This is a genomic window from Pseudalkalibacillus hwajinpoensis (assembly GCF_039851965.1).
Classification (GTDB): Bacteria; Bacillota; Bacilli; order Bacillales; family Guptibacillaceae; genus Guptibacillus; species Guptibacillus hwajinpoensis_E.
Map to the genome: position 1 here is coordinate 595,862 of NZ_CP156674.1, position 23,125 is coordinate 618,986.

Sequence of the window (23,125 nt, forward strand, 5' to 3'; positions counted from 1 at the left end):
TAGATAAGTGTTCAATTGACAGTGCAAGAGTTCCAATATCTTCGTTTCTAATCGTGCGTTTCCGCTTTTCGAAGTATGTATAGGATTCGATGGATTGTTTGTTAAACCTGCCTGTCGTAGTTATCCTTTTTGAAATATAGCTTTCATTATGGTCCAGCCGTCAGATTCTTTTCCCAGTATTTTGAATGGGATTAGATTGGTCACACCGAGCCAGAGATTAAAGAACAGTACCCATGCAATGAGTGATGTAGGAAGTGGGAGTGCTAATGCCAGTGCTGCGATGCTGAGGTTCATTGCAGGTCCGGATAGTGCAATCACAACCTTACTTGACGTTTTATCAGGTTGCGTGCTGATGGTCATTCCTCCTGCAAAATAAATAGCGTTTACCGCTACTTCTCCTCTAGCATGTTTCCAGGTGAATAGTCTTGGACCCATGCCCAGGTGAAGTTTAACACCAGCAGTTGTAAAGATGTTTGCCGCCAGTGTATGACCTGCCTCATGAAGTAATAGGCTGAGTGGAGAAATAATAAGGATCACCATGAGCAAATCATTCATGCGTATCTACTCCTAAAATCTTCTGAATTCTTTTAACACCTACTCGTATTCTATCATATATTCTAAGCGTATTTGACTGAAAGCGAAAACAAAAAAAGCTCAAACTATACGAGATAGTTTGAGCTTTTGTTATTTCCTCATACTGGCTTCATGTAAAGTTGATAACTGACGCTCAAGAGATTCAAGCAGTTCCTTGCCATCCTCTTCATTAACCAATCCTAGACGAACCGCGAAATCAATTTCGCGAGATAAACCAAACATCTGTGTATCAAGTACCTCTTCATACAGAGGACACTGAGGCATCGTCAAATTCTCCATTTGAACTTCGATGAGTTTTAGGATCTTATGTGCATCAGCTTTTAACAGCTCGTATGCTTTTTCACGATGTCCTGTTGCCATCCCAGTCGACAAATCTGATCCCTCCGTTCCCTTTCCCATTCCTTCTATTATCATAAAAGGTATGCAAAAAAAATGCAAGAAAAAGCAGAACAAACGCACACTTAACCATTAATTTTTCAAGAAATTAATCATTTTGACTTAAATTATCAAGTGAATATAATAAAAAATACTAAATTAAAAAATACTCAATTCATACTGAGAAGAAAGACTTTCTAGAAGTTTGTTTCCAGCGATACTGTTTCCTTTGATATCAAGAGGTGGGCTGTATACTCCGATTCCCATTTCATTTGGAACAAGACTTAAAATCCCACCTGATACGCCACTTTTTGCTGGGATCGCGACATTAATAGCAAATTCACCAGAGGCATTATACATACCGCAGGTTACCATGAAGGTTTTCACGATTCTGGCAATATACTTTGGTATAATTGGACGCTCGGTTTCAGGGTCCTTTCCTTCATTCGCAAGAACCATCCCTATGCGGGCAAGATCCTTGCAGTTTACTTCAACGGCACATTGCTTTGTATATGCTTCTAAAAGCATTTCTACGTTATTATCAATAATCCCATGCTGTTTCATGAAATAGCTTAACGCTCGATTCAGGTTCGCTGATTCATACTCTGAATCAGCCACTTCATAGTTGATCCCTATGCTAGAGTTATTAGTCATATCATGAATAAGCTGAAGTATGCGCCCTACCTTCTCTTCTACAGAGCTTCCGTGGATCATATTTGTAACAACCAGAGCACCTGCATTAATCATCGGATTTAACGGTTTTGAGGGCACCATCGTTTCAAGTTTCGCAATCGAATTAAATGGATCACCAGTTGGCTCCATTCCTACTCTTGAGAACACATGCTCCTCTCCTGCATCCATAATCGCAAGGGCGAGCGTGAGTACTTTAGAAATACTCTGCAATGTAAAGGTTTCACCTACATCTCCTGCAGATAAACAGCCATCTTCTTTGGAATAAATAGCAATTGCTAGCTTATCAGGGTTTGCTTTAGCCAGGGCAGGGATGTAATCAGCCACTTTACCATCTTTTGTATAAGGCTTACTGCGCCTCACTAGTTCAACTAATTCTGCCTCTGTGCGACATCTCATATTGAATCCTCCCGCTCTAACGTATTGATTCTCACCATACTGTTCCCTAAATGTGACAAATGCAAGCATAACCGGTATACTTGTTTTGGAAAAGATTTAGATTGTGGGGTGCAGGAAATGGAAACAATTATACCCATTAAGGGAAAAGTCAATTATTCGATTACGTTGGATGCCAGCGTTTGGATTTTTGATGATCGAAAGATAGAGCTTGAGGAATTCCTTAAATTTGACGATTTAGCTGAACAGAATGAGAACGATTACATCCGAACTCAAGCCGAGCGCTGGGATCGAGAACGTACAGGAATCAAGCCTCCTATTAACAAGAGTATTAAAAGGTTCGAAAAAGAGCGTGTACTAAAAGAAAGCTACGTGATTCCGCTCAAACCTTTTTTAACGAATGCCTGTCCATTAGAAAATGGCCTTAAGGTTCAACTAGAAACCAGTAATGGAGATCACTATTTAATCACCTTGGAAGAAGCGAAGAACGGCTTTCTACGTTTCTCAAAAGATGGAAAGCCGCTCAGGGAAGATGGACCCACTCATTTTTATTACGGTGATGGATCCAATGCTTCTACTCCGTATACTGATATTTCAGCAATTACGATCATTTAAAGAAGATCAGCCGCAATTCGGGCAAGCAGAGATCGTTCACCTTTCTCGAGCTTAACATGTCCGCTTAACGGCTGATCTTTAAATTTTTCTACTACATATGTCAGCCCATTTGTATACTCATCAAGGTATGGATGATCAATTTGCTGCGGATCACCCAACAACACAATTTTACTTCCTTCCCCTACCCTTGTAAGGATCGTTTTAACCTCATGTTTCGTTAAGTTCTGCGCTTCATCAATGATAATAAACTGATCAGGCAAACTTCTTCCCCGAATATAGGTCAGTGCCTCTACTTGTATAGAGCCTATTCCTGAGAGGATTTTTTCAAGCTCCCCTGTTTTCTTTACATTAAATAAGTATTCCAGATTATCAAAAATCGGCTGCATCCATGGGCGTAGTTTTTCTTCCTTCTCTCCTGGAAGAAATCCAATATCTTTGCCGACCGGAACGATCGGTCTGGCAATGAACAGTTTTTTATATTGATTTAAATCCTCCGTTTGCATTAACCCGGCCGCCATAGCAAGAAGAGTCTTGCCTGTTCCTGCTTTCCCAACAAGTGTCACTAATGGGATATCCTTTCGCACAAGTAGATCCAGGGCCATCCTTTGCTGAACATTCCTCGGACCTATCCCCCACATATATTCTGTTTCCATGGCCGTTTTCTCAATTCGATTCCCATTCTTATCTACTTTACCAATTCCTGAGGAGGATGCCTGAACCGGATCCTTTAGGATCACATATTGATTCGGATATAGAGGCTTTCCTTTTAACAGCTTCTGGTCAATAAAATGGTGCTCGAAAAAGCTGTTTAATAGCTCCGAATCGACATAGCGCTCTTCATACCCTGTGTAAATTTGATTGAATTCTACAACACGGTCACTTAAAAAGTCTTCTGCCTGAATGCCCATTGCATCTGCTTTTACACGAACAAGAGCATCTTTGCTAACTAGGATAACCGTTCTACCTGACTTTATCTTCCCTTCTTCTAAAAACAAATTTAAAGCTACGGCTAGGATTCGGTTGTCATTCGTTTTTTCAACAAACTTATCCTGTAAATATTGAAATGACCGATGATTCAACTCAATTCGGAGCGTCCCTCCGTTTTCGAGCGGAATCGATTCATGAAGTTTTCCTCGTTCACGAAACCCATCAATCATGCGTGAGACTTGTCTTGCGTTTCTACCGATTTCATCCATATAACGCTTTTTTGAATCCACTTCTTCTAACACAACAGCTGGTATTACAATCTCATTTGTTTCAAACGAATAGATGGCATTTGGATCCTGAAGTAACACGTTGGTATCGAGGACGTAAACCTTATCCAACACTTCGCCTCCTGACCAGATTTAAGTTGGTATCACAGGTACGAATGACAGTTGGGACTATCTACGTTTTTTATAATCTATGAGACCGTGTATAAAGTTAGACGGTTATTCAAAAAATAATTAGCAATCAGATACGAATTGATAACAACTAACGTCTGGAGGTAATAAAAAATGAAGAGAATTCGATGGATTATACTCGGAATTTGTCTTCTCGTAGCCTGTCAGGCCAATGATGAGCAAATGGCTGAGAAGAAGGATCAGACCGAACGGGTTCAGTATGTAAAGCAATCGGTACGTACCCCGGAAAATGAGAAACGTTCAGCGACTGAGATTGCTGAGCACCTTGTCACCATTGCCAGGCAGGTTCCAGATGTGAATGATGCAACCGCAGTCGTGACAGGGAAATATGCCGTGGTTGGAATTGATGTGAACGAAAAACTCGATCGCTCTCGCGTTAGTTCTATTAAATATACTGTCGCTGAAGCACTTCAAAAGGATCCATACGGAGCTAACGCAGTTATTACAGCTGATGCTGATACTACCTATCGCTTAAAACAAATGGCCACTGAAATCAGAAGAGGGCATCCTGTCGGAGGAATAATGGAGGAATTAGCTGACATAGTTGGGCGTCTCATGCCAGAAGTTCCGAGTGAACAAAACAAATCAGAGAATGAACCGGTTCGTTCAAATGACAAACAGCTACCAAAAGAAAGTGAGAAGCAGCTAAAGAAACAGCAGGAAAAACAAGATCTCGAGAAATAGCGAAGTTCTCAACAGGTTCAGTTGCAAGATAAAAGCACCGGTTTAACCGGTGCTTTTATCTTGCATTCGATTTCTTCAATTCCATCATGACGGACCGATCAAGCTTCGCTGCGGCTTCAAGATCATATGTCTTTTCATAAGCTGGCTCTACAGACATCTTTGCACCATAGAACATAATATCTCGGACTTCACTAATTTGAAGCTCAAACTTGGCAAGCTTTAAAGGAACGCCTTCCATTCGATCTTCAGTCATTAGAGCTTCTCCACATATTGCATACGTACTTTCATTTCCGATCAGGGTGATCGAAATCTGATCATTATCATGAATGTTTTTAACAATTCTTGATTTAGCATCTACCGCAAATACGATCGTCTGACAATCAACTGCATAAAGCCATGAAATGGCGCTAACATCCGGTCCAGTTGTTTCATAATCAATCGTGGATAGTAGCACGTATTGTTCTCTTCTCAAAAGTGTTAACAGTTCTTTAGAAAGTGTCGTATCTACTTTGTTTGGCATAATATTCCCTCCATCTTTCTATCAGGTATACGGCCCATTATACTGCAAACAAACCGTTATGCTATACTAGCATCATGGAATGAGAGGTGTTTAATGTGCGTGTAAAATGTGTCCTCTGTGAGAAAATTGAGAAAATTGAAAGTGGGAGTCCGCTTGCAAAAAAACTTCGCAACCGCCCCATCCACACCTATATGTGTGAATCATGTGATGAACGAATAGGAAATCGAACGAAAGAACGAAAAGAAACGGGTAACTTTAAACTGTTTCATCAGGATGAATCAACAGATGAGTGGTAAAGTTAAACTTGGTCTTCTCGCCGGTACCATTTCAGGGTTTGTGCTTGGACTAGTCTTAAAAGCCATTGAGGACTTAATATTGATTTCATACCCGTAGTGGGTAGAATTGAATGGCCTGAACTAATAGAATTTATCTTTCATCATATTATTTCTTTGTTAATTGGAGTGTTCTATAGCATCGGGTGTTATCGGTATTTCCGTCGGCATAAAGCGGCGCAGATCATCTTTGCTTATGTTCTAACCCTACCGACTGTATTTCTTTACTTCCCACTAACGTATCTCGCTGAAAAACCAACTCCACCGCTACTGGATTTTACTGCGATCGGCTACTGGACACTTGGCCATGCTATTTACGCTGTCATTTTATTTGCGGTGTATACTATCAATGAGCATTAACTGGATATTTTTGTTCGAAGAAAGACGTGCGAATCGCACGTCTTTTCATTTATACATTATTCGTTATATTTTGGTTCACTCTGAATCGATGTTAACAGAGCATCGATCAGTTCAATCGGAAACTTCTTGATCTCCTTCAGCTCATCCTTATGGTAATGAACAATGTAATAGTCGTGATTCGATTTAACCTCTAACAAAGAGATATGATGGTCTTCTGTTAAGATCTCCTCAAAAAACGTCCGGGTGTCCTGTGCTGCCTGATCATCCGGTCGTTTATCAGCCACTACTTTAATGCTTAGCCAGTTATACATCGCATCCTGTAGATTCAATGAATCCCTCCGGGGTTTGACGTTAGCTCGCTTCGTTTTTTTTGGATTGATGCAGACGAGCTTTATAAATAATTAATACGACAGCAGATGCCACTAATCCTTCCGCTACCGGCAATCCGATTCCGAAAAACGTTAATGGAAAACAGCCAATAATAAGGACTACATAAACAACTACATTTTTAAGTACTGGGAGCTTCTTTGCAAACCCCAGACGAAACACTACAATACAGAGGATGACGATTATCGCATAAAGTAAATAAAAGCCAAGCGTCATGTTGTCTTCAATACCCACCAACTTTGCAAAAAATGATAAATCACTGGATGCAATATTAGCTTCACTGTTCATTTTTCCACCCCCGGTAAACCACATTTTGTGGCTTAGTCTCATTTCCCAAGTATCAATAGAACTGGTTAAGTATAAAAAGGCGATTCAAAAGGATGCCCCTTTTGAATCGCCTTAGACACCCTTACTGGGCCGTTTTTTTCTTTTTAGCTTGCTTTTCACGTTCGTTCTTATCAAGGATTTTTTTGCGAAGACGGATCGAATCCGGCGTAACTTCGCAATACTCATCATCGTTCAAGTACTCAAGAGCTTCTTCAAGAGTTAGAACGCGAGGTTTTTTCATGGAAACCGTCTGATCTTTGTTCGCAGAACGCATATTTGTCATCTGCTTCACTTTAACGATATTAACAGTAATGTCATTTTCGCGAGTGTGCTCTCCGACGATCATACCTTCATAAACTTCAGTACCTGGATCAACGAAAATCGTTCCACGATCTTCAACGCCCATAATACCGTATTCAGAAGCTTTTCCTCTTTCCATTGATACAAGAACACCTGCACGACGTCCACCAACGCGGCCGCTGATCAAAGGCATGTAAGTTTCGAATGTATGGTTAATGATTCCATAACCGCGAGTCTGAGTCAGGAACTCTGTAGAATACCCAATCAGTCCACGTGCAGGAACCATAAACTCAAGACGAACTTGTCCTGAACCGTTGTTTACCATGTTCACCATCTCACCCTTACGCTCACCAAGTGATTCCATAACAGAACCGGTGTAGTCTTCAGGGACATCGATTTGAACGCGTTCAACTGGTTCACTTGCAACGCCGTCTACTTCACGTACGATAACTTCAGGTTTTGAAACTTGAAGCTCAAACCCTTCACGACGCATGTTCTCAATCAGGATTGAAAGGTGAAGCTCACCACGTCCTGATACAACCCATGCATCTGGAGAATCTGTGTTCTCAACACGAAGACTTACGTCTGTTTCAAGCTGTGCTCTTAGACGCTCTTCAATCTTACGACTTGTAATATATTTACCTTCTTTACCCGCAAAAGGACTGTTATTTACAAGGAACGTCATTTGAAGTGTCGGTTCATCGATACGCAGGATCGGAAGTGCCTCCTGGTGATCGTATGGACAAACAGTTTCACCAACGTTGATTTCTTCCATACCTGATACCGCAACTAGATCTCCAGCTTTTGCTTCTTCAATTTCTGTTCGTTTCAAACCAATAAAGCCGAAAAGTTTTGTTACTCTGAATTGCTTGATAGTACCATCAATTTTCATCAGAGCAACTTGCTGACCAACTTTCATAGTGCCTCTGAACACACGACCGATTCCAATCCTTCCAAGATAATCATTGTAATCTAGAAGTGTGATCTGGAATTGAAGTGGCTCATCACTATTGTCAAGAGGTGCAGGAATGTTATCAATAATCGTGTCCATAAGAACTTTCATATCATTATCCTGAACTTCAGGTTCAAGGCTTGCTGTTCCGTTGATTGCAGAAGCATAGACAACAGGGAAATCAAGTTGATCTTCGTCTGCTCCAAGATCGATGAAAAGATCAATAACTTCATCAACTACTTCAGCAGGACGTGCTGCTGGGCGATCGATTTTGTTAAGAACAACAATTGGAGTAAGCTTCTGCTCAAGTGCTTTCTTAAGAACGAAGCGGGTCTGTGGCATACACCCTTCATAAGCATCGACAACTAGAAGAACACCGTCTACCATTTTCATGATACGTTCTACTTCACCACCGAAGTCTGCGTGTCCAGGTGTATCCATGATGTTGATTCGTTTGTCTTCATAGTTAATTGCCGTATTTTTAGCAAGGATCGTAATCCCGCGTTCTCTTTCAAGGTCATTCGAATCCATCGCACGTTCGCTTACTTGCTCGTTGTCACGGAATGTTCCAGACTGATGTAGCATTTGGTCTACAAGCGTCGTTTTACCATGGTCAACGTGGGCAATGATTGCAATGTTACGAATATCTTCTCTTATTCGCATTAATTATTCTCTCCTCGTATTCTCGTCTTATATCTGACGATAAACTCAATAACTAGACCATTATAACACAGTTATAGCTCAACGCGAAATTTCTCTTCTTTCCCCCTGAAACTCGTTGATGTACACTAGTACTATAAAGGGGGCTTTCCGCATGAACAAGCATAATTTCCTTTTACTCTTAATGGCCATTCTAGCTGTAGCAAGCATGTGTGCAATTGGAGTCTCAATTGCTGAGCAAAGCTGGATCGGGTCATTGCTTTCAATAATCGGAGTAGGTTTCTTTATGGGAATGGGCTTTCGGATTAAACGAAAAGCTGAACAATAACAATAAGAAGAGGGTGTACCTGTAGCTTCCGCTTTTAGGGTGCACCCTCTATTATTATTATCCTATGGTTATTCTTCACTTGGCTTTACAAAAATTAAAAACGTTTCTTCGGGCGATTCTTCTATCCCGTATTGATCAAAACCACACTTCCCAAGAAACATAGACCATTCATTTCTGTTATATGGAATACCAGCAAAAATAACAGGTCGATACCTTTTTGTTTCAGATTTTATCACACTGCTCCCCCGCCCACTGTTTCTTTTATCCGGGCGGACTACTATCGTTCCAAGCCAAGCCTGAAGATTAGAAGGAGCTTGGTTTAGAACACACGTTATAGCGATCGCCTCCTCCTCTTCAAACCAAACTTTCCATTCACAGCCAATTCCTTCATAGGTTTGAATGTATGAAATAACTTCCGCTAATGATGGTTGCCTACCAAACTCTGACAGCAACCATTCTTCATCCTCTAACGTCCATTCAAACAGTAATTCTGAAAGGCTAATGTCGAGTTGACCGAGCGCTATTCCAATCATTTCGTTGAGGGGGTTCTTAAGTAGAAGTTCTGATCAAGAGCAGGTTGAATATATTGCTTTTGAACTTGAGTATGGAAGGATTTATTTCCTACGAAAATGGTGTTTTTACCAAGTAAATCAATTGGCTTGTTATCAACTGTTGTACAGACACCGCCAGCTTCTTCAATTAACAATTTACCCGCTGCGAAATCCCATGGAGCTAATCGTAAAGAAACGTAACCATCAAGTCTCCCTGCTGCTACATATGCCATCTCGATCGCCGCGCTACCATAGGATCTTGTGCCACGGATTTTTTTAAGTAATGGTGAGAACGTGCGGGGATCGATCCGATGATTTTCTGTTACCCACGTTGCATTAATTGCTAAAAGAGCCTCTGAGAAAGTAATCGGTTTAAGTGGATCAAGTTTAACATCATTTAGATATAAGCCATTTCCTTTTGAGCAATGGTAAAGCTCGTCCTTTGTTACATCATAAATGAAAGCCGCTTTCCCTACTCCATCTTCATAAATTCCAATCGATATCGCAAAATTAGTTTGTTGGTGAACAAAGTTCATTGTTCCATCAATAGGATCCAGGAACCAGATAATTCCGTTTAAGTCTTCAACTTTATCTCCGAATCCTTCTTCACCCATAATCCGATGCTCGGGATATGATTTCTTAATCCGTTCAATGAAAAATTTCTCAGTTTGTTTGTCTATATCCGTCACAAGATCATTCGGGTTACTTTTTGTGTTAATAGAGAAGGAAGTTGTAAAGGAGGCAATGATTTCTTTACCTGCTTCTCGAATCCATCCTCTTGCATCTGTGTATACCGTGTCCCAGTTTGTCTGCTGTGTCATGATTCGAACTCCTTTTTACCTTAATTTTCAATCTATGTTCTTATTATGACAGGAAATGCAGAAAAAACGAACCTTTTTGCAAGGTTCGTTTTTCATGCTTCAAGTCTGACCATTTCCTGTCTTAGCTCTTCAAGTTTAACTTTGCACCGGGTCATTGCTTCCGAATCACTTGCCGTCATTGCATCGTGTAGTGTTGCCAGCTCATAGTCAATTTCCATCTTAAGAACGGGAATCCGCTTTTCTGCCTCGTTTCTTTGCAATGACTGAATCACTTGTTTCATGGTAACCTACACCCCTTTTCGTTGAAGTAGCAGCAACTATCAGAAGGAAGTATAAGACTGAATATTCTGATTTTTCTGCTTTGTTTACTATATCTTATGCCTTCCATTCCAACAATGCAACCTCTTTATTTGTTACTATTTTTCCTCTTTTGCTTATTTTTCAAACCTTACAATGCGCATCAATAGTCATCTTTCATGTTGAAGGCAGTTTTATGGTAAACTATCACCATAAACATTGTCATATTGGAGGTTATTATGTCATTTAGAGGTTTCACCAATAAAGATTTTGAGTCTTTTCAAATCGAAGGGCTTGAACAGCGCATGGAAGCTATTCAAGAGCTTATTCAGCCTAAATTTGAGGCGATCAGTGAGGAAGTTCAAAGTGACCTTGAAATACTTGCTGGGAATGAAATGCATTTACACATTGCTCGTCATGCCCGACGCACAAAAAATCCTCCCGCCGATACTTGGATGGCCTTTTCATGCAACAAAAGGGGCTATAAAATGCACCCTCATTTTCAAATAGGCCTTTTCGATGATCACGTCTTCGTCTGGCTTGCTTATATATATGAATTGCCAGGTAAAGAGGAGATGGCTTCTTTGTTTCTCGAACATCTAGACGAACTTCATCAAAAGATCCCTTCGTCTTATATGGTTTCTACAGATCATACAAAGAAGAATGCAAGTGAATCTGTCACAGAAGTTGATTTAGAAAAGGTACTAACTCGCTTCCGCGACGTTAAAAAAGGGGAGTTTCTAATCGGCAGACATTTCTCCAGTGATGATCCTCTACTTAAAGATGGATCGAAATTTATTGGGGCAGTTAAAGAAACGTTTGAAACCGTTATGCCTATCTATCAACTCTCACTAAAGGCAAATAAATAAACCAGGGATTCCCTGGTTTATTTATTTGTTTATTTAGCTTGAGCGAAATATCAACAGAGTCATCTATTTATTCATAACTACTTTTTCACGTTCTGTTTCCTTAGCTTCTTTCACCGCATGATAGGTTGAGTAACCCGTTTCCTTATCAAACTGCTTAAAAATCTGTTTTTCTTCTGACTTTGAAGGAACAACGTCTTTAAACCCATAATAGGCCCTTACTAATTCCCCTTTATTTATCCCACTCTCATAAGCCTGTTCGATTAGTTGAAAAAAAGTCACAACTTTAATAACTTCTTCTTTGCTCCAATCGATTGATATTGGATATTGCACTTCCATTTCTATTCTCCTTTCTACATGCTCCATTTTAATCGTATATGGTCTGCTTCCTGGTCGATACGATCAAATAAAGTCTTGACGGTAGGTACATCGTGGATTGCTCCAATCACCTGCCCTGCCCAGGCAAAGCCTTCATCTTCTTTACCTTCATAAACATATTTCCTATTTACTTCACCGCTTATGTATGATTTCAAGCTTTCGTACCCACCTTGATTTGCTTCGATTTGAATAATACGATCAGCAAACGAATTTCGAATCACTCTCGCCGGTGCCCCGATGCTTCTTTTTATAATAGCCGTATCTGTCTCGTTACTCAAAAGAATACGTTCCTTATATTTCTCATGTGCATGCGTACATTCTTCGGTTGCAATAAATCTTGTTCCCATTTCGATCCCTTCAGCTCCAAGCGCGATGGCTGCCATTAATCCGCGTCCATCACTAATCCCGCCTGATGCGATGACAGGAATTGAAAGAGCATCAACAACTTGAGGAACGAGAACGATTGTACCTGTGTCTTCTTTGCCAAGATGGCCACCACCTTCTTGACCAACGACCATAACAGCAGCTGCTCCTAGCTGTTCAGCTTTTAAAGCCTGCCGCTTTCCCGCCGTTAAAACAAGAACCTTCACATCTGTTCCTTCTACCATATCAAATACTGGCTTTGGATTACCTCCTGTTACTGAGATAATGCGAACTCCTTCATCAAGTGCAGCATTAAGCATATGTTCAAAAGGTCGTCCATGCTGTCCAATTGCAAAGTTCACACCAAACGGGTTTGATGTTTTACTCCTAGTAAGATTAATTTCTTCTCTCAACTGCTCTTCAGATTCCATCGACATCGCTGTTAGTTGACCCAGGCCTCCTGCATTACTAACGGCTGAGGCTAGTTCATTATATGCGAGGTAGGCTAGTCCTCCCTGAATTATAGGTCGTTCAATTCCAAGCAATTGAGTGATGCGCGTTTTCCACTTCATGACTTATCCTCTCCTTGAATTAGACAATTCGAGAAGAGGTTACAATCTCCTCTTTTTCGATGGATAGAAGGTACCAGAGGATTGTATAGGTCAAAAATAAAACTTGCAAATTGTGTTGCATGTGATTATACTCAGTTTGTTTACGGAATATGTAACCTGAGCTTCCTCATTGTGCATCTGGGGATTTGGAATACCATTCACTAACAAACTGGCTTTCCACAAATTTTGTGGAAAGCTTTAACTATTAAAGTATAAATAAAGAGGTGCTGGATTTGCAACAAAACGAAACACCATTATTCACAGGATTAGTCAACCACGCAAACAAAAACCCGATTCAATTTCATATACCAGGTCACAAGAAAGGAACAGGGATGGATCCTGAGTTTCGTTCTTTTATCGGTGATAACGCCCTTTCTATTGATTTAATAAACATTCAACCGCTTGATGATCTCCATCACCCACACGGTATGATTAAAAAGGCACAGGATCTTGCGGCTGAGGCTTTTGGCGCTGATGCAACGTTCTTCTCTGTCCAGGGAACAAGTGGTGCAATCATGACAATGGTTATGACAGTCTGCTCACCAGGCGACAAAATCATCGTACCAAGGAACGTTCACAAATCAGTCATGTCTGCGATTATCTTCTCTGGAGCAACTCCGGTCTTTATCCATCCAGAAATTGATTCAAAGCTAGGCATTTCACATGGCATTACACCAGTGGCTGTCCAAAAAGCACTCGAGCAACATCCTGATGCAAAAGGTGTCCTTGTTATCAATCCTACTTATTTTGGCATATCTGCAAACCTTAAAGAAATTGTCTCCATTTCACACGAATATGATGTTCCTGTACTAGTCGATGAAGCACATGGTGTTCATATCCATTTTCACGACCGTTTGCCTGTATCGGCCATGCAGGCCGGTGCTGATATGGCTGCAACAAGCGTGCACAAATTGGGGGGCTCGATGACACAAAGCTCAGTCCTTAATGTTAAGGAAGGACTTGTATCGGCAAAGCGAGTTCAAACCATTATCAGCATGCTAACAACAACATCAACCTCATACCTTCTACTCGCATCCCTTGATGTTGCGAGAAAGAGACTGTTTATGGAAGGTTATGAACTTGTGGAACAGGCGATTGGACTCGCTGAGAAAACTCGCGAACAAATTAATGCGATTTCTCCACTCTATTGTGTTGGGAAAGAAATCCTTGGAACAAATGCCACCTATGACTACGATCCAACTAAGCTAATCATTTCTGTTCATGATCTCGGAATTACAGGCTATGAAGCTGAAGTATGGTTAAGAAAACAGGCTAATCTTGAAGTTGAGCTTTCAGATCTATATAACCTGTTGTGTATTGTAACTCCGGGAGATACAGAAGAAACAACGCAGGCACTGGTGTATTCACTAAAAGACATGGTTGAGGCTTTTAAGGAAAATAATGGAGGGTTACAGAAAGTTGAGGTACACGCTCCTGACATTCCTATTTTAGCCGTTTCACCGCGTGATGCCTTCTATTCTGAAACAGAAGTCATCCCTTTTAAAGAATCAGCTGGTAGAATCATTGCAGAGTTTGTAATGATTTATCCTCCCGGCATCCCGATCTTCATTCCTGGAGAAATTATCACAGAGGAAAATCTTCAGTATATAGAAGAAAATATCGAAGCTGGCCTTCCTGTTCAGGGACCTGAAGATGATGAATTGAAAAATATTCGCGTTATCAAAGAATATAAAGCAATTAAATAAATGGTGTTAGTGTGCTACCAAATATCAACATCAATCATTAACAGACCCAAATAAATAAGAGGAGGCCAATTGGCCTCCTCTTATGCTTATATGTTATTTCTTATCTTTCGTATTGCAATCCGGGCATCTGCTATAAAGTGTACTTACTTTTTCATCATGTACATGATCAATCGTCTTTTCACAAGTCTGGCAAATAATGATTCCCATCCAAAACACCCCTTAAGTAGTTTTTTGAAAACGCTTCCGTTTCGCTTAACTTCATAATAGTGTGTCACAATTGTTTTGTCAACACTATATTGTATATCACATTATATTCTTTTTCGTTTTAATATGTGTCATTTTATTTTGGTGAACTAATTGTCAGAAAACTAATTCAGATGTAAACTACCTATATAAAGGAAGGGGGAATTCATTTGCCACAAAGTGCCTATCTCATTCCCAAAACGGACAGCTTGATTGAGCTTAATCAGATTAAAGACCTTCTTCACTATTATGTAGAACTGACAACCAGAACCGGTAAGCAGCTTTCATGGTCATACGAGCAGTCAGCTTTTCCTTATACACTTATCGACAAGCCTGAAGCAGAGAATAACTGGTTTTATCTGAAAGGGATCACTGACGGTTACCACATGATTATCATCGGTTTAGTTAAGGACCGTATTCAGGTTGTTTTACCTGACCAATCAACCCACGGAGATAAAGCCAAAGCAAATGAGCTATGTAAATTTTTAGCTAATAAGATTACCGCAGATTTAATCTTATTCAATGGGAGAACAATGTATTACTCACAAAAATAAACAGTCGTTTCGATTGTTTATTTTTGTGGAGTGAAATTTATGAATTCACAACCAACCTTTAACTTGATTATAGGATTGCTGAACTTTACTAAACAAAAAAAACAGGCTGTCGTGAGGTACTTGACAGCCCGTTTTAAGAACCAGAAATTTATTGTACCGGTTCAATTTCCTCAGGATTAATCATTTCAAAACCTTTACCTCGTAATCCTTTGACGATCTCTTCTAGTCCTGCCGCAGTCCAATCACGGTCATGCATTAATAAGTTTGCTCCATTCTGTAAAAGCGGTGTATTAACCATAATGTCTGCGATAGCAGCTTCTTCCTGGTACTGCTCTTCCCAGTCATAACCATAAGTCCAGTTCATTACCAGCATGCCTTCTTCTTCTGCAAGTGACTTAGAGAAATCTGTGTTCGACCCAAATGGCGCTCGGAAAAACGTCGGTCTCTCACCGATTACTTCTTCAATGATATCGTTTAGCTTCACAATTTCTTCTCTTTGTTCCTCTTCAGATAATGTTTTAAGATCAGAATGCGTCATCGTATGGTTACCTATTTCAAAGCCCATATCGTATATTTCTTTCAAACGTGCTTTCTCTTCCTTGGTATCAATAAAATGCCCATTGACAAAAAAGATTGCTGGAGCTTCCAGTTCTTTAAGCGTCTTTGCCATTTCAACAGCATTCTTATCCGGTGCATCATCAATCGTTAGTAGAACAGCTTCAGCAGGTGAATCGTTAATCGGTTCAAAGCCCCAGAAAGCTTCATTCAGGCGATACTGAGCTTCAGCAGGTTCAGCAACAGCTTCTTCCTCTTCCTGCGCATCTTCTGTTTCTTCTGATTCCCCTGGTTCATCTGCTTTTTCTTTACTATCCTCGCTTGTCGTTTCTTTATTTGTTTCCTGAGTATTACTTTCCTGTTCTGCCTTCTCACTCTCAGAACTAGCATTCGATGAGCAAGCTACAGTAAACAGTAGTATAGCTAGCATCATCCATTTGATAGTTAGTTTCATTTCTCTCTCTCCCTATGTATTCTTTCCTTATCATATATGAAAAGTGCTTCAGGATAAAGAGATTATTGTAACATTTAACCAAATTTTCACTTTCATTATTAAACTATAATTTTGATTCGGAAGATCTGCGATTTCCCTTGACATGGAAGAAAAACAACTAATACAACGCAATTAAAAACACCACTGACTCGACTCGATGGTGTTTTGTTGTAATATAAAAGTAAGACATCATATGAAAGAAATCGTTAATTCAACAATGATGTAAAATGACGTCGAAACTATCATTAATACCAGTACGATTCTCAAACGTGAGATCATCTTAACAGTGATTGTACAGACTAAGTATAGAAATACGAAAAACAATAGAATTTTGAAGATTGAGTGGTCATGTACAGAACTGTGAACAATAAGATAAAAGGCGTACCAGATCGTTAATTGAACAAATAATACAATCCCAGATCTGACCATACAAAAGCCCTCCACGTAGAATTGTTTCTAAGGTATATGTTACACTCCGCCTCAGTATGTCCAATTCTCTTCTTTCATATTTCATTCCTTAGAATAAAGCCCTGTTAGTATCAACACTGTTCATTAACAGAGACATAGAAAAAGACGCGGTGAGAAACTCAACCGCGTCTTAAATAAGAATTAACCGATGTGAATTGGAGTACCTAGAGCTACTTCAGCAGCTTCCATTGTAATTTCTCCAAGAGTCGGGTGAGCATGGATTGTCAGTGCAATGTCTTCAGCTGTCATACCAGCTTCAATTGCAAGGCCAAGCTCAGCAATCATGTCAGAAGCGTTAGGACCAGCAATTTGAGCACCGATCACTAGACCATCTTCTTTACGAGTAATGAGTTTCAAGAACCCTTCACTGTCGTTAAGGGATAGTGCACGACCATTAGCACCAAACGGGAATTTAGCAGCTTTTACTTCAAATCCCTGGTCTTTAGCTTCTTGTTCAGTGTAACCAACAGAAGCGAGTTCTGGATCTGAGAATACAACCGCAGGGATTGCCAGATAATCGATCACAGAGTTTTCACCACTGATCACTTCAGCAGCAACTTTACCTTCGTAAGAAGCTTTATGAGCAAGTGCAGGACCTTCAACAATATCACCAATAGCATAAATGTTATCAAAGTTTGTACGACACTGCTTATCGATCTTCACAAGACCTTTGTCCGTCATTTCAACGCCAAGCTCTTCAAGACCAATTTCGTTTGTATTTGGCTTACGGCCAACTGTTACAAGCACGTAATCAGCGTCAAACGTTTTCGTTTCACCTTTGATTTCAGCTGTAACTGTTACACCATCTTCTGTTTCTTCGACGCCCTGGGCAAGCGCTTGAGTGATGATCTCTACATTGCCCTTCTTCTTAAGACGACGAGAAACTAAAGAGCTCATTTGCTTTTCGAATCCTGGAAGGATCTGTTTAGTACCTTCAAGGATTGTTACTTCTGTACCGAAGTTTGCATATACAGTACCTAGCTCAATACCGATATATCCGCCACCGATAACAACCATTTTTTCAGGAACTTCTTCAAGTGCAAGGGCACCAGTTGAAGAAATAACGCGTTTGCTCCATTTAAAGCTTGGAAGCTCGATTGGACGTGATCCAGTTGCGATGATGCAGTTATTGAATGTGTATGTTTGAGAGTTCTTATCATCCATGATCCGAACCGTGTTCTTATCAACGAAATAAACCTCTCCGCTAATCACATCAACTTTGTTAGATTTCATTAATCCTGCAACTCCGCCAGTAAGCTTGTCGACTACAGAAGATTTCCATTCTTGGACTTTCTTCATGTCAACGCTGACGTTCTCTGCTGTAATTCCGATATCATCAGAATGTTTTGCAGATTCATATTTATGAGAAGCATTAATCATTGCTTTTGAAGGGATACAGCCGACGTTTAAACAAACACCGCCTAGAGTACCTTTATCAGCAATTGCAACTTTCTGTCCAAGCTGCGCTGCCCGAATTGCAGCTACATATCCGCCTGGTCCAGCTCCTACAACAAGTGTGTCTAATTCGATTGGAAAATCTCCTACTACCATATTATTACGCCTCCATCATTAAGAGTTGTGGATCGTTCAACAGACGTTTGATGTGGTTAAGTGCAAGTTGTGCTGTTACACCATCAATAAGTCTGTGGTCGTAGCTGATCGATAGAGCAAGTACAGGTGCTGCAACGATTTCTCCGTCGATAACAACCGGTTTCTCCTCAATACGACCGATACCAAGAATAGCAGCATCCGGGTTGTTGATGATTGGCGTGAACCACTGCCCGCCTGCAGAACCCAGGTTAGAAATTGTGCATGTGCTACCTTTCATATCGTCCCCTGATAGTTTACCATCACGAGCTTTTTTAGCCAACTCATTAATTTCAGATGAAACATTAAGAAGTGGCTTGCGATCTGCTTCTTTCACGACAGGGACAACTAGTCCTGCATCCGTGTTAGCAGCAATACCGATGTTGTAATAATGCTTGTGTACGATTTCTTCTGTAGAATCATCAATTGAAGCATTCAACATTGGGAATTCGCGTAGTGCCGAAACGAGTGCTTTAACAACGTATGGAAGGTAAGTTAGCTTCACATCTTTGTCAGCAGCATACTGTTTGAACTTCTTACGATGAGCTACAAGGTCCGTAACAACTACTTCATCCATGTGTGTTACGTGAGGAGCAGTATGCTTCGAGTTAACCATCGCTTTCGCAATTGCTTTACGCATACCTTTCATTTTCTCACGAGTTTCTGGTTGTGCAGATGCTGCCGCTGAAGGCTGCTGAGCTGCTTCTTTTGTTTCTTTCGCTGCTTCAGCTGATTCAGATTTTTCTTCAGTAGCTGGCGAGGCTGTTTCTTCTCCGCCACCATTTACATGGTTATCGATGTCTTCTTTTAGTACACGGCCATTTTTACCTGAGCCAGACACTTTAGAAATACTAACACCGTTTTCGCGAGCGTACTTGCGAACTGCAGGCATAGCGATTACACGTTTTGTCGGATCAGTCTCTTCTTCTTCTGGAAGTGGCTTAGATCCAGCGCTATCTTCTTTAGCTTCAGATTTAGCTTCTGCTTTAGGAGCTTCTTCTTCTGCCTGTGGCTGTTCTGCTTCAGGTTCTTCTTCTGCATCTTCATAGCCTTCAGCATCGAATGTAATCACTACATCTCCAACAATTACAGTAGCGCCTTCTTCAGCATGAACTTCTTTAACCGTACCGTCTACTGGAGAAGGAATTTCTACGACTGCTTTGTCATTCTGAACTTCAACAAGAATGTCGTCTTCTTTTACTTCGTCTCCTGATTTAACAAACCATTTTACGATTTCGCCTTCATGGATACCTTCACCGATATCCGGCATCTTGAATTGAAATGCCACGGGACTTCGCCTCCTAATTGTAGAAAAATTTGCTCTTATAAGTTCTGAAGCGAAGCGCACTGTGCAGCTTCACTTCATGTTGTTTTATAAATGTAAATTAAAAGTTAACCACCTGTGTTGCTTTTTCAACGATGTCAGTATGATCTGGAAGCCATACATCTTCTGCAGCTGAAAATGCAAATACAGTGTCAGGAGCCGTTACACGAAGCACTGGAGCTTCTAGGCTAAGAATAGCTCGGTCACTGATTTCAGCAACAACGTTTGCAGCGATTCCAGCTTGCTTTTGAGCTTCTTGCACGACAATTGCACGATTCGTTTTCTCAACAGAAGCGATAATCGTCTCAATGTCGAGTGGGCTTACTGTACGAAGGTCGATTACTTCTGCACTGATGTCATTCTTCTCAAGCTCTTCAGCCGCTTTAAGAGAAGCTTGTACCATTGCTCCATAAGTAACGATCGTAATGTCAGAGCCTTCACGTTTCACTTCAGCTTTACCAATTTCAATTGTATATTCCTCTTCAGGAACTTCCTGACGGAAAGAACGGTAAAGTTTCATGTGTTCAAGGAAAATAACTGGATCATTGTCACGAATCGCAGAAATAAGAAGTCCTTTTGCATCATATGGGTTTGAAGGAATAACAACTTTTAGTCCAGGCTGTTGAGCCATAAGTCCCTCAAGGCTATCCGCGTGTAGTTCAGGGGTTTTAACGCCGCCACCAAATGGTGAACGCACTGTAATTGGTGCATGGAAAGAACCACCAGAGCGATAACGAAGACGAGCCATTTGACCAGAAATTGCATCCATTACTTCATATACGAAGCCAAAGAACTGAACTTCTGGTACTGGACGGAATCCAGTAAGCGCAAGTCCGATAGACATACCGCCGATACCTGATTCAGCTAGTGGAGTATCGAATACGCGATCTTCACCAAATTCCTTTTGAAGTCCTTCTGTCGCACGGAATACGCCGCCGTTTTGACCTACATCTTCACCAAATACGAGTACGTTCTCGTCATTTTTCAACTCCGTACGCATCGCATCAGTGATTGCTTGAATCATTGTCATTTGCGCCATAGCTTACTTCGACTCCTTTGCACTATAGTGTTCGTATTGCTCACGAAGGTTGTAAGGAAGCTCTTCATACATGTTAGAGATGAGATCCGTTACTTTCTGCTTCGGAGTGCCATCTGCTTTTTTAATCGCAGCTTTTATTTCTTCTTTGGCATTATCAACAACTTCGGTTTCTTTTTCTTCAGACCAAAGATCTTTGCTTTCAAGATACTTGCGGAAACGAACGATTGGGTCTTTCTTTTCCCATTCGCTATCAAGATCTTCAGAACGATAACGTGTTGGATCGTCACCAGCCATTGTATGTGGACCATAACGGTAAGTCATAGTCTCAATTAGCGTTGGACCTTCACCATTGATCGCACGCTCACGAGCGTCAGTAACTGCTTTATAAACAGCAAGAACGTCCATACCGTCTACCTGTACACCTTGAATTCCGGCTGCAACTGCTTTTTGAGCGATTGTTTTCGCTGCAGATTGCTTTTCAACTGGTACAGAAATAGCAAAACGATTATTTTGAACAACGAAGATGGCCGGAGCCGCATATGCACCTGCAAAGTTCATTCCTTCGTAGAAGTCACCTTGAGAAGCACCACCATCACCAGTGTAAGTGATTGCTATGTTCTTCTTGCCTTTTTTCTTAAGTCCAAGTGCAACACCGGCAGTTTGCGTGATTTGAGCACCAATAATGATTTGTGGGCTCAATACGTTCAGGCCATCAGCCTGATTTCCTACAAAGTGACCACGTGAGAATAAGAACGCTTTATATAGTGGAAGGCCGTGCCAGATAATTTGTGGTACATCACGGTAACCAGGAAGAATCCAATCTTCTTTATCAAGTGCGAATTGACTTCCAAGTTGTGAAGCTTCCTGTCCTGCTGTTGGAGCGTAGAAGCCAAGTCGTCCTTGACGGTTCAAGGAGATTGAACGCTGATCAAGAATACGTGTGTAAACCATGCGGCGCATAAGTTCCTGAAGCTGCTCGTCTGTTAATTCAGGCATCGCTTCTTCATTTACGATTTCGCCATTTTCATTTAGAATCTGGAACATTTCAAATTGGCCTTCGATGTTTTCGATGGTTTTTGTTCCCATACTTTTCACCTCATCCTTTCATTCATAAAGAGATAGATTATTGAATTGCAGTAAGCAATAGTGAGTGGGTCGTTCAGTTTACAGACATCACTAGCATGTCCATTTCAACCTTATTAAATGACTGTTTGCATTCATTAAATTTGCTTCACTAGACAACACTCAATGTCATACCCTTAATTCTGAAGAAATAATCCCTGGCGCTATGTATTACTGTGTTAAATGGTCTGTATCAGTAAGTTTAAGGGAGTGCTTCTCTTCATGAGTAAGTTCGTTTTTAAGTTTACAATACAGTAAGTTTCAAGTCAATTAATTGATTTATAAATCCATTTCGGACCATTATACTTAAACTGTTACAATCCATTTGCTTCAACTGTATCAGTTCTGAAGCCTGGAGAATGTTTACACAAATTATTTTCAAGACACAAAAAAACCGCTCATATGAGCGGTTTGCAGTATTATTCGTAATTCACATTCAACTCTGCTGCTTTATAGAAAGCTCTTTTTGCTTCATTAAATTCTGTCGTATACGTATTAAACGCATCTTTTTGTTCTGCAACTTTACTATATTGCTCGTTTACCCCTTTAATCTGTTCTTGAAGCTGCTCAAGCGTAAGCTCTTTATCTTGAAGAGAGCTATATAGCTTTTTATCCTGCTCTACTGCAGCTTTATATTCTTTACTTAACTGCTGATATGCTTTATAACGCTTATCCATCTTATCAATTAGCGTATTTGCAGCTTCTTTGGCAGCATCAGATTCAAGATCTTCTGCTAAGTCTTTAACTTCTTCAAATTCTTCGTACGCTTTATCAATGCTTTCTTTTTCTTTCTTTAAATACTCCAGTCGTTTATCCGTATATTCTTCAGCTTCCTTAGAAAGCGATTCGATTTTATTAAATTCATCCATGCTAAGTGCTACAATTTCATTATAGAGCTCCTGCTCTTTTTTCTCCGCTTTAGCCAGCGGCTCTTGCTGTTCTCTAAATTGATCCTCTAAAGCCACAGCCTCTTCTAAATGATCATACATTTTTTCTTCAGTACTACCACCAAATTGACAGCCTGCTAACCCAGCAAGTAGAAAACAGTAAAAAACTGAAATAATCCCCATTCGATATTTTCGAAACAAAATAAGTCCCCCCCACATATCCAATTCATACCAATGTTTTTTTATCCTTGATTACTATACCATAATACATTCCTCAATAGAATAGTTCATTTTCAAGACTGTTCCATTTTACTAGTAACGGATTCGGTAATTCATA

The 23,125-nt window shown here is 40.4% G+C and carries 28 protein-coding genes; 8 read left to right on the plus strand and 20 right to left on the minus strand.

Features of this window, described 5'->3' with window-relative positions; all coding sequences use genetic code 11:
- Positions 1–120: 120 nt before the first annotated feature.
- From ABFG93_RS02975 to glsA, 3 genes are all read right to left on the minus strand, one after another.
- Positions 121–555, minus strand: a complete 435-nt coding sequence (locus ABFG93_RS02975; protein ID WP_347550516.1) for a site-2 protease family protein — start codon at positions 553–555, stop codon at positions 121–123.
- A 129-nt stretch (positions 556–684) separates the two neighbouring features.
- Positions 685–993 carry a YlaN family protein gene (locus ABFG93_RS02980; protein WP_347550518.1) on the minus strand — a complete coding sequence of 103 codons (309 nt, stop codon included), beginning with the start codon at positions 991–993 and terminating at the stop codon, positions 685–687.
- Positions 994–1,128: 135 nt separating this feature from the next.
- Positions 1,129–2,058, minus strand: coding sequence for a glutaminase A (gene glsA, locus ABFG93_RS02985; RefSeq protein ID WP_347550520.1), 930 nt, complete (start codon positions 2,056–2,058; stop codon positions 1,129–1,131).
- 117 nt (positions 2,059–2,175) lie between these two features.
- Between glsA and ABFG93_RS02990 the strand changes: the two genes are divergently transcribed.
- Complete coding sequence (locus ABFG93_RS02990; protein ID WP_347550522.1) at positions 2,176–2,670, plus strand: hypothetical protein; 495 nt, start codon at positions 2,176–2,178, stop codon at positions 2,668–2,670.
- On the opposite strand, the gene ABFG93_RS02995 is transcribed toward ABFG93_RS02990, so the two are convergent.
- Positions 2,667–3,995, minus strand: a complete 1,329-nt coding sequence (locus ABFG93_RS02995; protein ID WP_347550524.1) for a PhoH family protein — start codon at positions 3,993–3,995, stop codon at positions 2,667–2,669. The two genes, ABFG93_RS02990 and ABFG93_RS02995, sit on opposite strands and share 4 nt — an antisense overlap.
- A gap of 171 nt (positions 3,996–4,166) precedes the next feature.
- Between ABFG93_RS02995 and ABFG93_RS03000 the strand changes: the two genes are divergently transcribed.
- The gene (locus ABFG93_RS03000; RefSeq protein WP_347550526.1) at positions 4,167–4,757 is read left to right on the plus strand and encodes a YhcN/YlaJ family sporulation lipoprotein; all 591 of its coding nucleotides are present in this window, start codon (positions 4,167–4,169) and stop codon (positions 4,755–4,757) included.
- Between the two features lie 55 nt (positions 4,758–4,812).
- Here the strand turns inward: ABFG93_RS03000 and ABFG93_RS03005 are convergent, their stop codons facing one another.
- Positions 4,813–5,277, minus strand: coding sequence for a pyridoxamine 5'-phosphate oxidase family protein (locus tag ABFG93_RS03005; RefSeq protein WP_347550527.1), 465 nt, complete (start codon positions 5,275–5,277; stop codon positions 4,813–4,815).
- A gap of 95 nt (positions 5,278–5,372) precedes the next feature.
- Between ABFG93_RS03005 and ABFG93_RS03010 the strand changes: the two genes are divergently transcribed.
- Together ABFG93_RS03010 and ABFG93_RS03015 are read left to right on the plus strand one after the other, a co-directional pair.
- A complete protein-coding gene (locus ABFG93_RS03010; RefSeq protein ID WP_347550529.1) occupies positions 5,373–5,573 on the plus strand; it encodes a YlaI family protein in 201 nt (66 codons plus the stop codon).
- Between the two features lie 96 nt (positions 5,574–5,669).
- On the plus strand, positions 5,670–5,969 hold the full coding sequence (locus tag ABFG93_RS03015) for a hypothetical protein (RefSeq protein WP_347550531.1): 300 nt from the start codon (positions 5,670–5,672) through the stop codon (positions 5,967–5,969).
- A gap of 56 nt (positions 5,970–6,025) precedes the next feature.
- Here the strand turns inward: ABFG93_RS03015 and ABFG93_RS03020 are convergent, their stop codons facing one another.
- The 3 genes from ABFG93_RS03020 to typA all read right to left on the minus strand — a co-directional run bounded on the left by ABFG93_RS03020 (position 6,026) and on the right by typA (position 8,598).
- Positions 6,026–6,298 carry a hypothetical protein gene (locus ABFG93_RS03020; protein ID WP_347550532.1) on the minus strand — a complete coding sequence of 91 codons (273 nt, stop codon included), beginning with the start codon at positions 6,296–6,298 and terminating at the stop codon, positions 6,026–6,028.
- A gap of 22 nt (positions 6,299–6,320) precedes the next feature.
- Positions 6,321–6,644, minus strand: coding sequence for a YlaH-like family protein (locus tag ABFG93_RS03025; RefSeq protein WP_347550534.1), 324 nt, complete (start codon positions 6,642–6,644; stop codon positions 6,321–6,323).
- Between the two features lie 121 nt (positions 6,645–6,765).
- On the minus strand, positions 6,766–8,598 hold the full coding sequence (typA, locus tag ABFG93_RS03030; protein WP_347550536.1) for a translational GTPase TypA: 1,833 nt from the start codon (positions 8,596–8,598) through the stop codon (positions 6,766–6,768).
- A 151-nt stretch (positions 8,599–8,749) separates the two neighbouring features.
- Between typA and ABFG93_RS03035 the strand changes: the two genes are divergently transcribed.
- On the plus strand, positions 8,750–8,923 hold the full coding sequence (locus ABFG93_RS03035) for a DUF5325 family protein (protein WP_347550538.1): 174 nt from the start codon (positions 8,750–8,752) through the stop codon (positions 8,921–8,923).
- 68 nt (positions 8,924–8,991) lie between these two features.
- On the opposite strand, the gene ABFG93_RS03040 is transcribed toward ABFG93_RS03035, so the two are convergent.
- From ABFG93_RS03040 to ABFG93_RS03050, 3 genes are all read right to left on the minus strand, one after another.
- Complete coding sequence (locus tag ABFG93_RS03040; protein WP_347550539.1) at positions 8,992–9,456, minus strand: hypothetical protein; 465 nt, start codon at positions 9,454–9,456, stop codon at positions 8,992–8,994.
- Positions 9,453–10,295 (minus strand): inositol monophosphatase family protein, encoded by an 843-nt coding sequence (locus tag ABFG93_RS03045; protein WP_347550540.1) that lies wholly within the window; start codon positions 10,293–10,295, stop codon positions 9,453–9,455. The genes ABFG93_RS03040 and ABFG93_RS03045 overlap by 4 nt, the downstream gene beginning before the upstream one ends.
- A gap of 92 nt (positions 10,296–10,387) precedes the next feature.
- The gene (locus ABFG93_RS03050; protein ID WP_347550542.1) at positions 10,388–10,576 is read right to left on the minus strand and encodes a hypothetical protein; all 189 of its coding nucleotides are present in this window, start codon (positions 10,574–10,576) and stop codon (positions 10,388–10,390) included.
- 255 nt (positions 10,577–10,831) lie between these two features.
- Here ABFG93_RS03050 and ABFG93_RS03055 point away from each other — a divergent pair, with 255 nt between their 5' ends.
- A complete protein-coding gene (locus ABFG93_RS03055) occupies positions 10,832–11,461 on the plus strand; it encodes a YktB family protein (protein WP_347550544.1) in 630 nt (209 codons plus the stop codon).
- 63 nt (positions 11,462–11,524) lie between these two features.
- On the opposite strand, the gene ABFG93_RS03060 is transcribed toward ABFG93_RS03055, so the two are convergent.
- On the minus strand, positions 11,525–11,797 hold the full coding sequence (locus tag ABFG93_RS03060) for a UPF0223 family protein (protein ID WP_347550545.1): 273 nt from the start codon (positions 11,795–11,797) through the stop codon (positions 11,525–11,527).
- Between the two features lie 14 nt (positions 11,798–11,811).
- The gene (locus tag ABFG93_RS03065) at positions 11,812–12,771 is read right to left on the minus strand and encodes an NAD(P)H-dependent flavin oxidoreductase (protein ID WP_347550547.1); all 960 of its coding nucleotides are present in this window, start codon (positions 12,769–12,771) and stop codon (positions 11,812–11,814) included.
- A 272-nt stretch (positions 12,772–13,043) separates the two neighbouring features.
- Between ABFG93_RS03065 and ABFG93_RS03070 the strand changes: the two genes are divergently transcribed.
- Complete coding sequence (locus ABFG93_RS03070; RefSeq protein ID WP_347550549.1) at positions 13,044–14,516, plus strand: aminotransferase class I/II-fold pyridoxal phosphate-dependent enzyme; 1,473 nt, start codon at positions 13,044–13,046, stop codon at positions 14,514–14,516.
- 93 nt (positions 14,517–14,609) lie between these two features.
- On the opposite strand, the gene ABFG93_RS03075 is transcribed toward ABFG93_RS03070, so the two are convergent.
- Positions 14,610–14,723 (minus strand): GapA-binding peptide SR1P, encoded by a 114-nt coding sequence (locus ABFG93_RS03075; RefSeq protein ID WP_347550551.1) that lies wholly within the window; start codon positions 14,721–14,723, stop codon positions 14,610–14,612.
- A 206-nt stretch (positions 14,724–14,929) separates the two neighbouring features.
- Here ABFG93_RS03075 and ABFG93_RS03080 point away from each other — a divergent pair, with 206 nt between their 5' ends.
- The gene (locus ABFG93_RS03080) at positions 14,930–15,313 is read left to right on the plus strand and encodes a DUF1885 family protein (RefSeq protein ID WP_347550553.1); all 384 of its coding nucleotides are present in this window, start codon (positions 14,930–14,932) and stop codon (positions 15,311–15,313) included.
- A gap of 148 nt (positions 15,314–15,461) precedes the next feature.
- On the opposite strand, the gene ABFG93_RS03085 is transcribed toward ABFG93_RS03080, so the two are convergent.
- From ABFG93_RS03085 to ABFG93_RS03110, 6 genes are all read right to left on the minus strand, one after another.
- The gene (locus tag ABFG93_RS03085) at positions 15,462–16,322 is read right to left on the minus strand and encodes a polysaccharide deacetylase family protein (RefSeq protein ID WP_347550554.1); all 861 of its coding nucleotides are present in this window, start codon (positions 16,320–16,322) and stop codon (positions 15,462–15,464) included.
- A 648-nt stretch (positions 16,323–16,970) separates the two neighbouring features.
- On the minus strand, positions 16,971–18,380 hold the full coding sequence (lpdA, locus tag ABFG93_RS03090; protein ID WP_347550556.1) for a dihydrolipoyl dehydrogenase: 1,410 nt from the start codon (positions 18,378–18,380) through the stop codon (positions 16,971–16,973).
- 4 nt (positions 18,381–18,384) lie between these two features.
- Complete coding sequence (locus ABFG93_RS03095; protein ID WP_347550557.1) at positions 18,385–19,704, minus strand: dihydrolipoamide acetyltransferase family protein; 1,320 nt, start codon at positions 19,702–19,704, stop codon at positions 18,385–18,387.
- 97 nt (positions 19,705–19,801) lie between these two features.
- A complete protein-coding gene (locus tag ABFG93_RS03100; protein ID WP_347550559.1) occupies positions 19,802–20,779 on the minus strand; it encodes an alpha-ketoacid dehydrogenase subunit beta in 978 nt (325 codons plus the stop codon).
- 3 nt (positions 20,780–20,782) lie between these two features.
- Positions 20,783–21,865, minus strand: coding sequence for a pyruvate dehydrogenase (acetyl-transferring) E1 component subunit alpha (gene pdhA / locus ABFG93_RS03105; RefSeq protein WP_347550561.1), 1,083 nt, complete (start codon positions 21,863–21,865; stop codon positions 20,783–20,785).
- Between the two features lie 455 nt (positions 21,866–22,320).
- The gene (locus ABFG93_RS03110) at positions 22,321–22,989 is read right to left on the minus strand and encodes a YkyA family protein (protein WP_347550563.1); all 669 of its coding nucleotides are present in this window, start codon (positions 22,987–22,989) and stop codon (positions 22,321–22,323) included.
- Positions 22,990–23,125 lie beyond the last annotated feature (136 nt).

Excerpts from the sequence above, each read along its gene's own strand:
- pdhA (WP_347550561.1), bottom strand. The coding sequence starts at position 21,865 with ATGGGAACAAAAACCATCGAAAACATCGAAGGCCAATTTGAAATGTTC.
- ABFG93_RS02990 (WP_347550522.1), top strand. The coding sequence starts at position 2,176 with ATGGAAACAATTATACCCATTAAGGGAAAAGTCAATTATTCGATTACG.
- ABFG93_RS03065 (WP_347550547.1), bottom strand. The coding sequence starts at position 12,771 with ATGAAGTGGAAAACGCGCATCACTCAATTGCTTGGAATTGAACGACCT.
- ABFG93_RS03055 (WP_347550544.1), top strand. The coding sequence starts at position 10,832 with ATGTCATTTAGAGGTTTCACCAATAAAGATTTTGAGTCTTTTCAAATC.
- ABFG93_RS03005 (WP_347550527.1), bottom strand. The coding sequence starts at position 5,277 with ATGCCAAACAAAGTAGATACGACACTTTCTAAAGAACTGTTAACACTT.
- glsA (WP_347550520.1), bottom strand. The coding sequence starts at position 2,058 with ATGAGATGTCGCACAGAGGCAGAATTAGTTGAACTAGTGAGGCGCAGT.
- ABFG93_RS03035 (WP_347550538.1), top strand. The coding sequence starts at position 8,750 with ATGAACAAGCATAATTTCCTTTTACTCTTAATGGCCATTCTAGCTGTA.
- ABFG93_RS03075 (WP_347550551.1), bottom strand. The coding sequence starts at position 14,723 with ATGGGAATCATTATTTGCCAGACTTGTGAAAAGACGATTGATCATGTA.
- ABFG93_RS03085 (WP_347550554.1), bottom strand. The coding sequence starts at position 16,322 with ATGAAACTAACTATCAAATGGATGATGCTAGCTATACTACTGTTTACT.
- ABFG93_RS02980 (WP_347550518.1), bottom strand. The coding sequence starts at position 993 with ATGGGAAAGGGAACGGAGGGATCAGATTTGTCGACTGGGATGGCAACA.
- lpdA (WP_347550556.1), bottom strand. The coding sequence starts at position 18,380 with ATGGTAGTAGGAGATTTTCCAATCGAATTAGACACACTTGTTGTAGGA.
- ABFG93_RS03000 (WP_347550526.1), top strand. The coding sequence starts at position 4,167 with ATGAAGAGAATTCGATGGATTATACTCGGAATTTGTCTTCTCGTAGCC.
- ABFG93_RS03040 (WP_347550539.1), bottom strand. The coding sequence starts at position 9,456 with ATGATTGGAATAGCGCTCGGTCAACTCGACATTAGCCTTTCAGAATTA.
- ABFG93_RS03045 (WP_347550540.1), bottom strand. The coding sequence starts at position 10,295 with ATGACACAGCAGACAAACTGGGACACGGTATACACAGATGCAAGAGGA.
- ABFG93_RS03060 (WP_347550545.1), bottom strand. The coding sequence starts at position 11,797 with ATGGAAGTGCAATATCCAATATCAATCGATTGGAGCAAAGAAGAAGTT.
- ABFG93_RS03025 (WP_347550534.1), bottom strand. The coding sequence starts at position 6,644 with ATGAACAGTGAAGCTAATATTGCATCCAGTGATTTATCATTTTTTGCA.
- ABFG93_RS03050 (WP_347550542.1), bottom strand. The coding sequence starts at position 10,576 with ATGAAACAAGTGATTCAGTCATTGCAAAGAAACGAGGCAGAAAAGCGG.
- ABFG93_RS03100 (WP_347550559.1), bottom strand. The coding sequence starts at position 20,779 with ATGGCGCAAATGACAATGATTCAAGCAATCACTGATGCGATGCGTACG.
- ABFG93_RS02975 (WP_347550516.1), bottom strand. The coding sequence starts at position 555 with ATGAATGATTTGCTCATGGTGATCCTTATTATTTCTCCACTCAGCCTA.
- typA (WP_347550536.1), bottom strand. The coding sequence starts at position 8,598 with ATGCGAATAAGAGAAGATATTCGTAACATTGCAATCATTGCCCACGTT.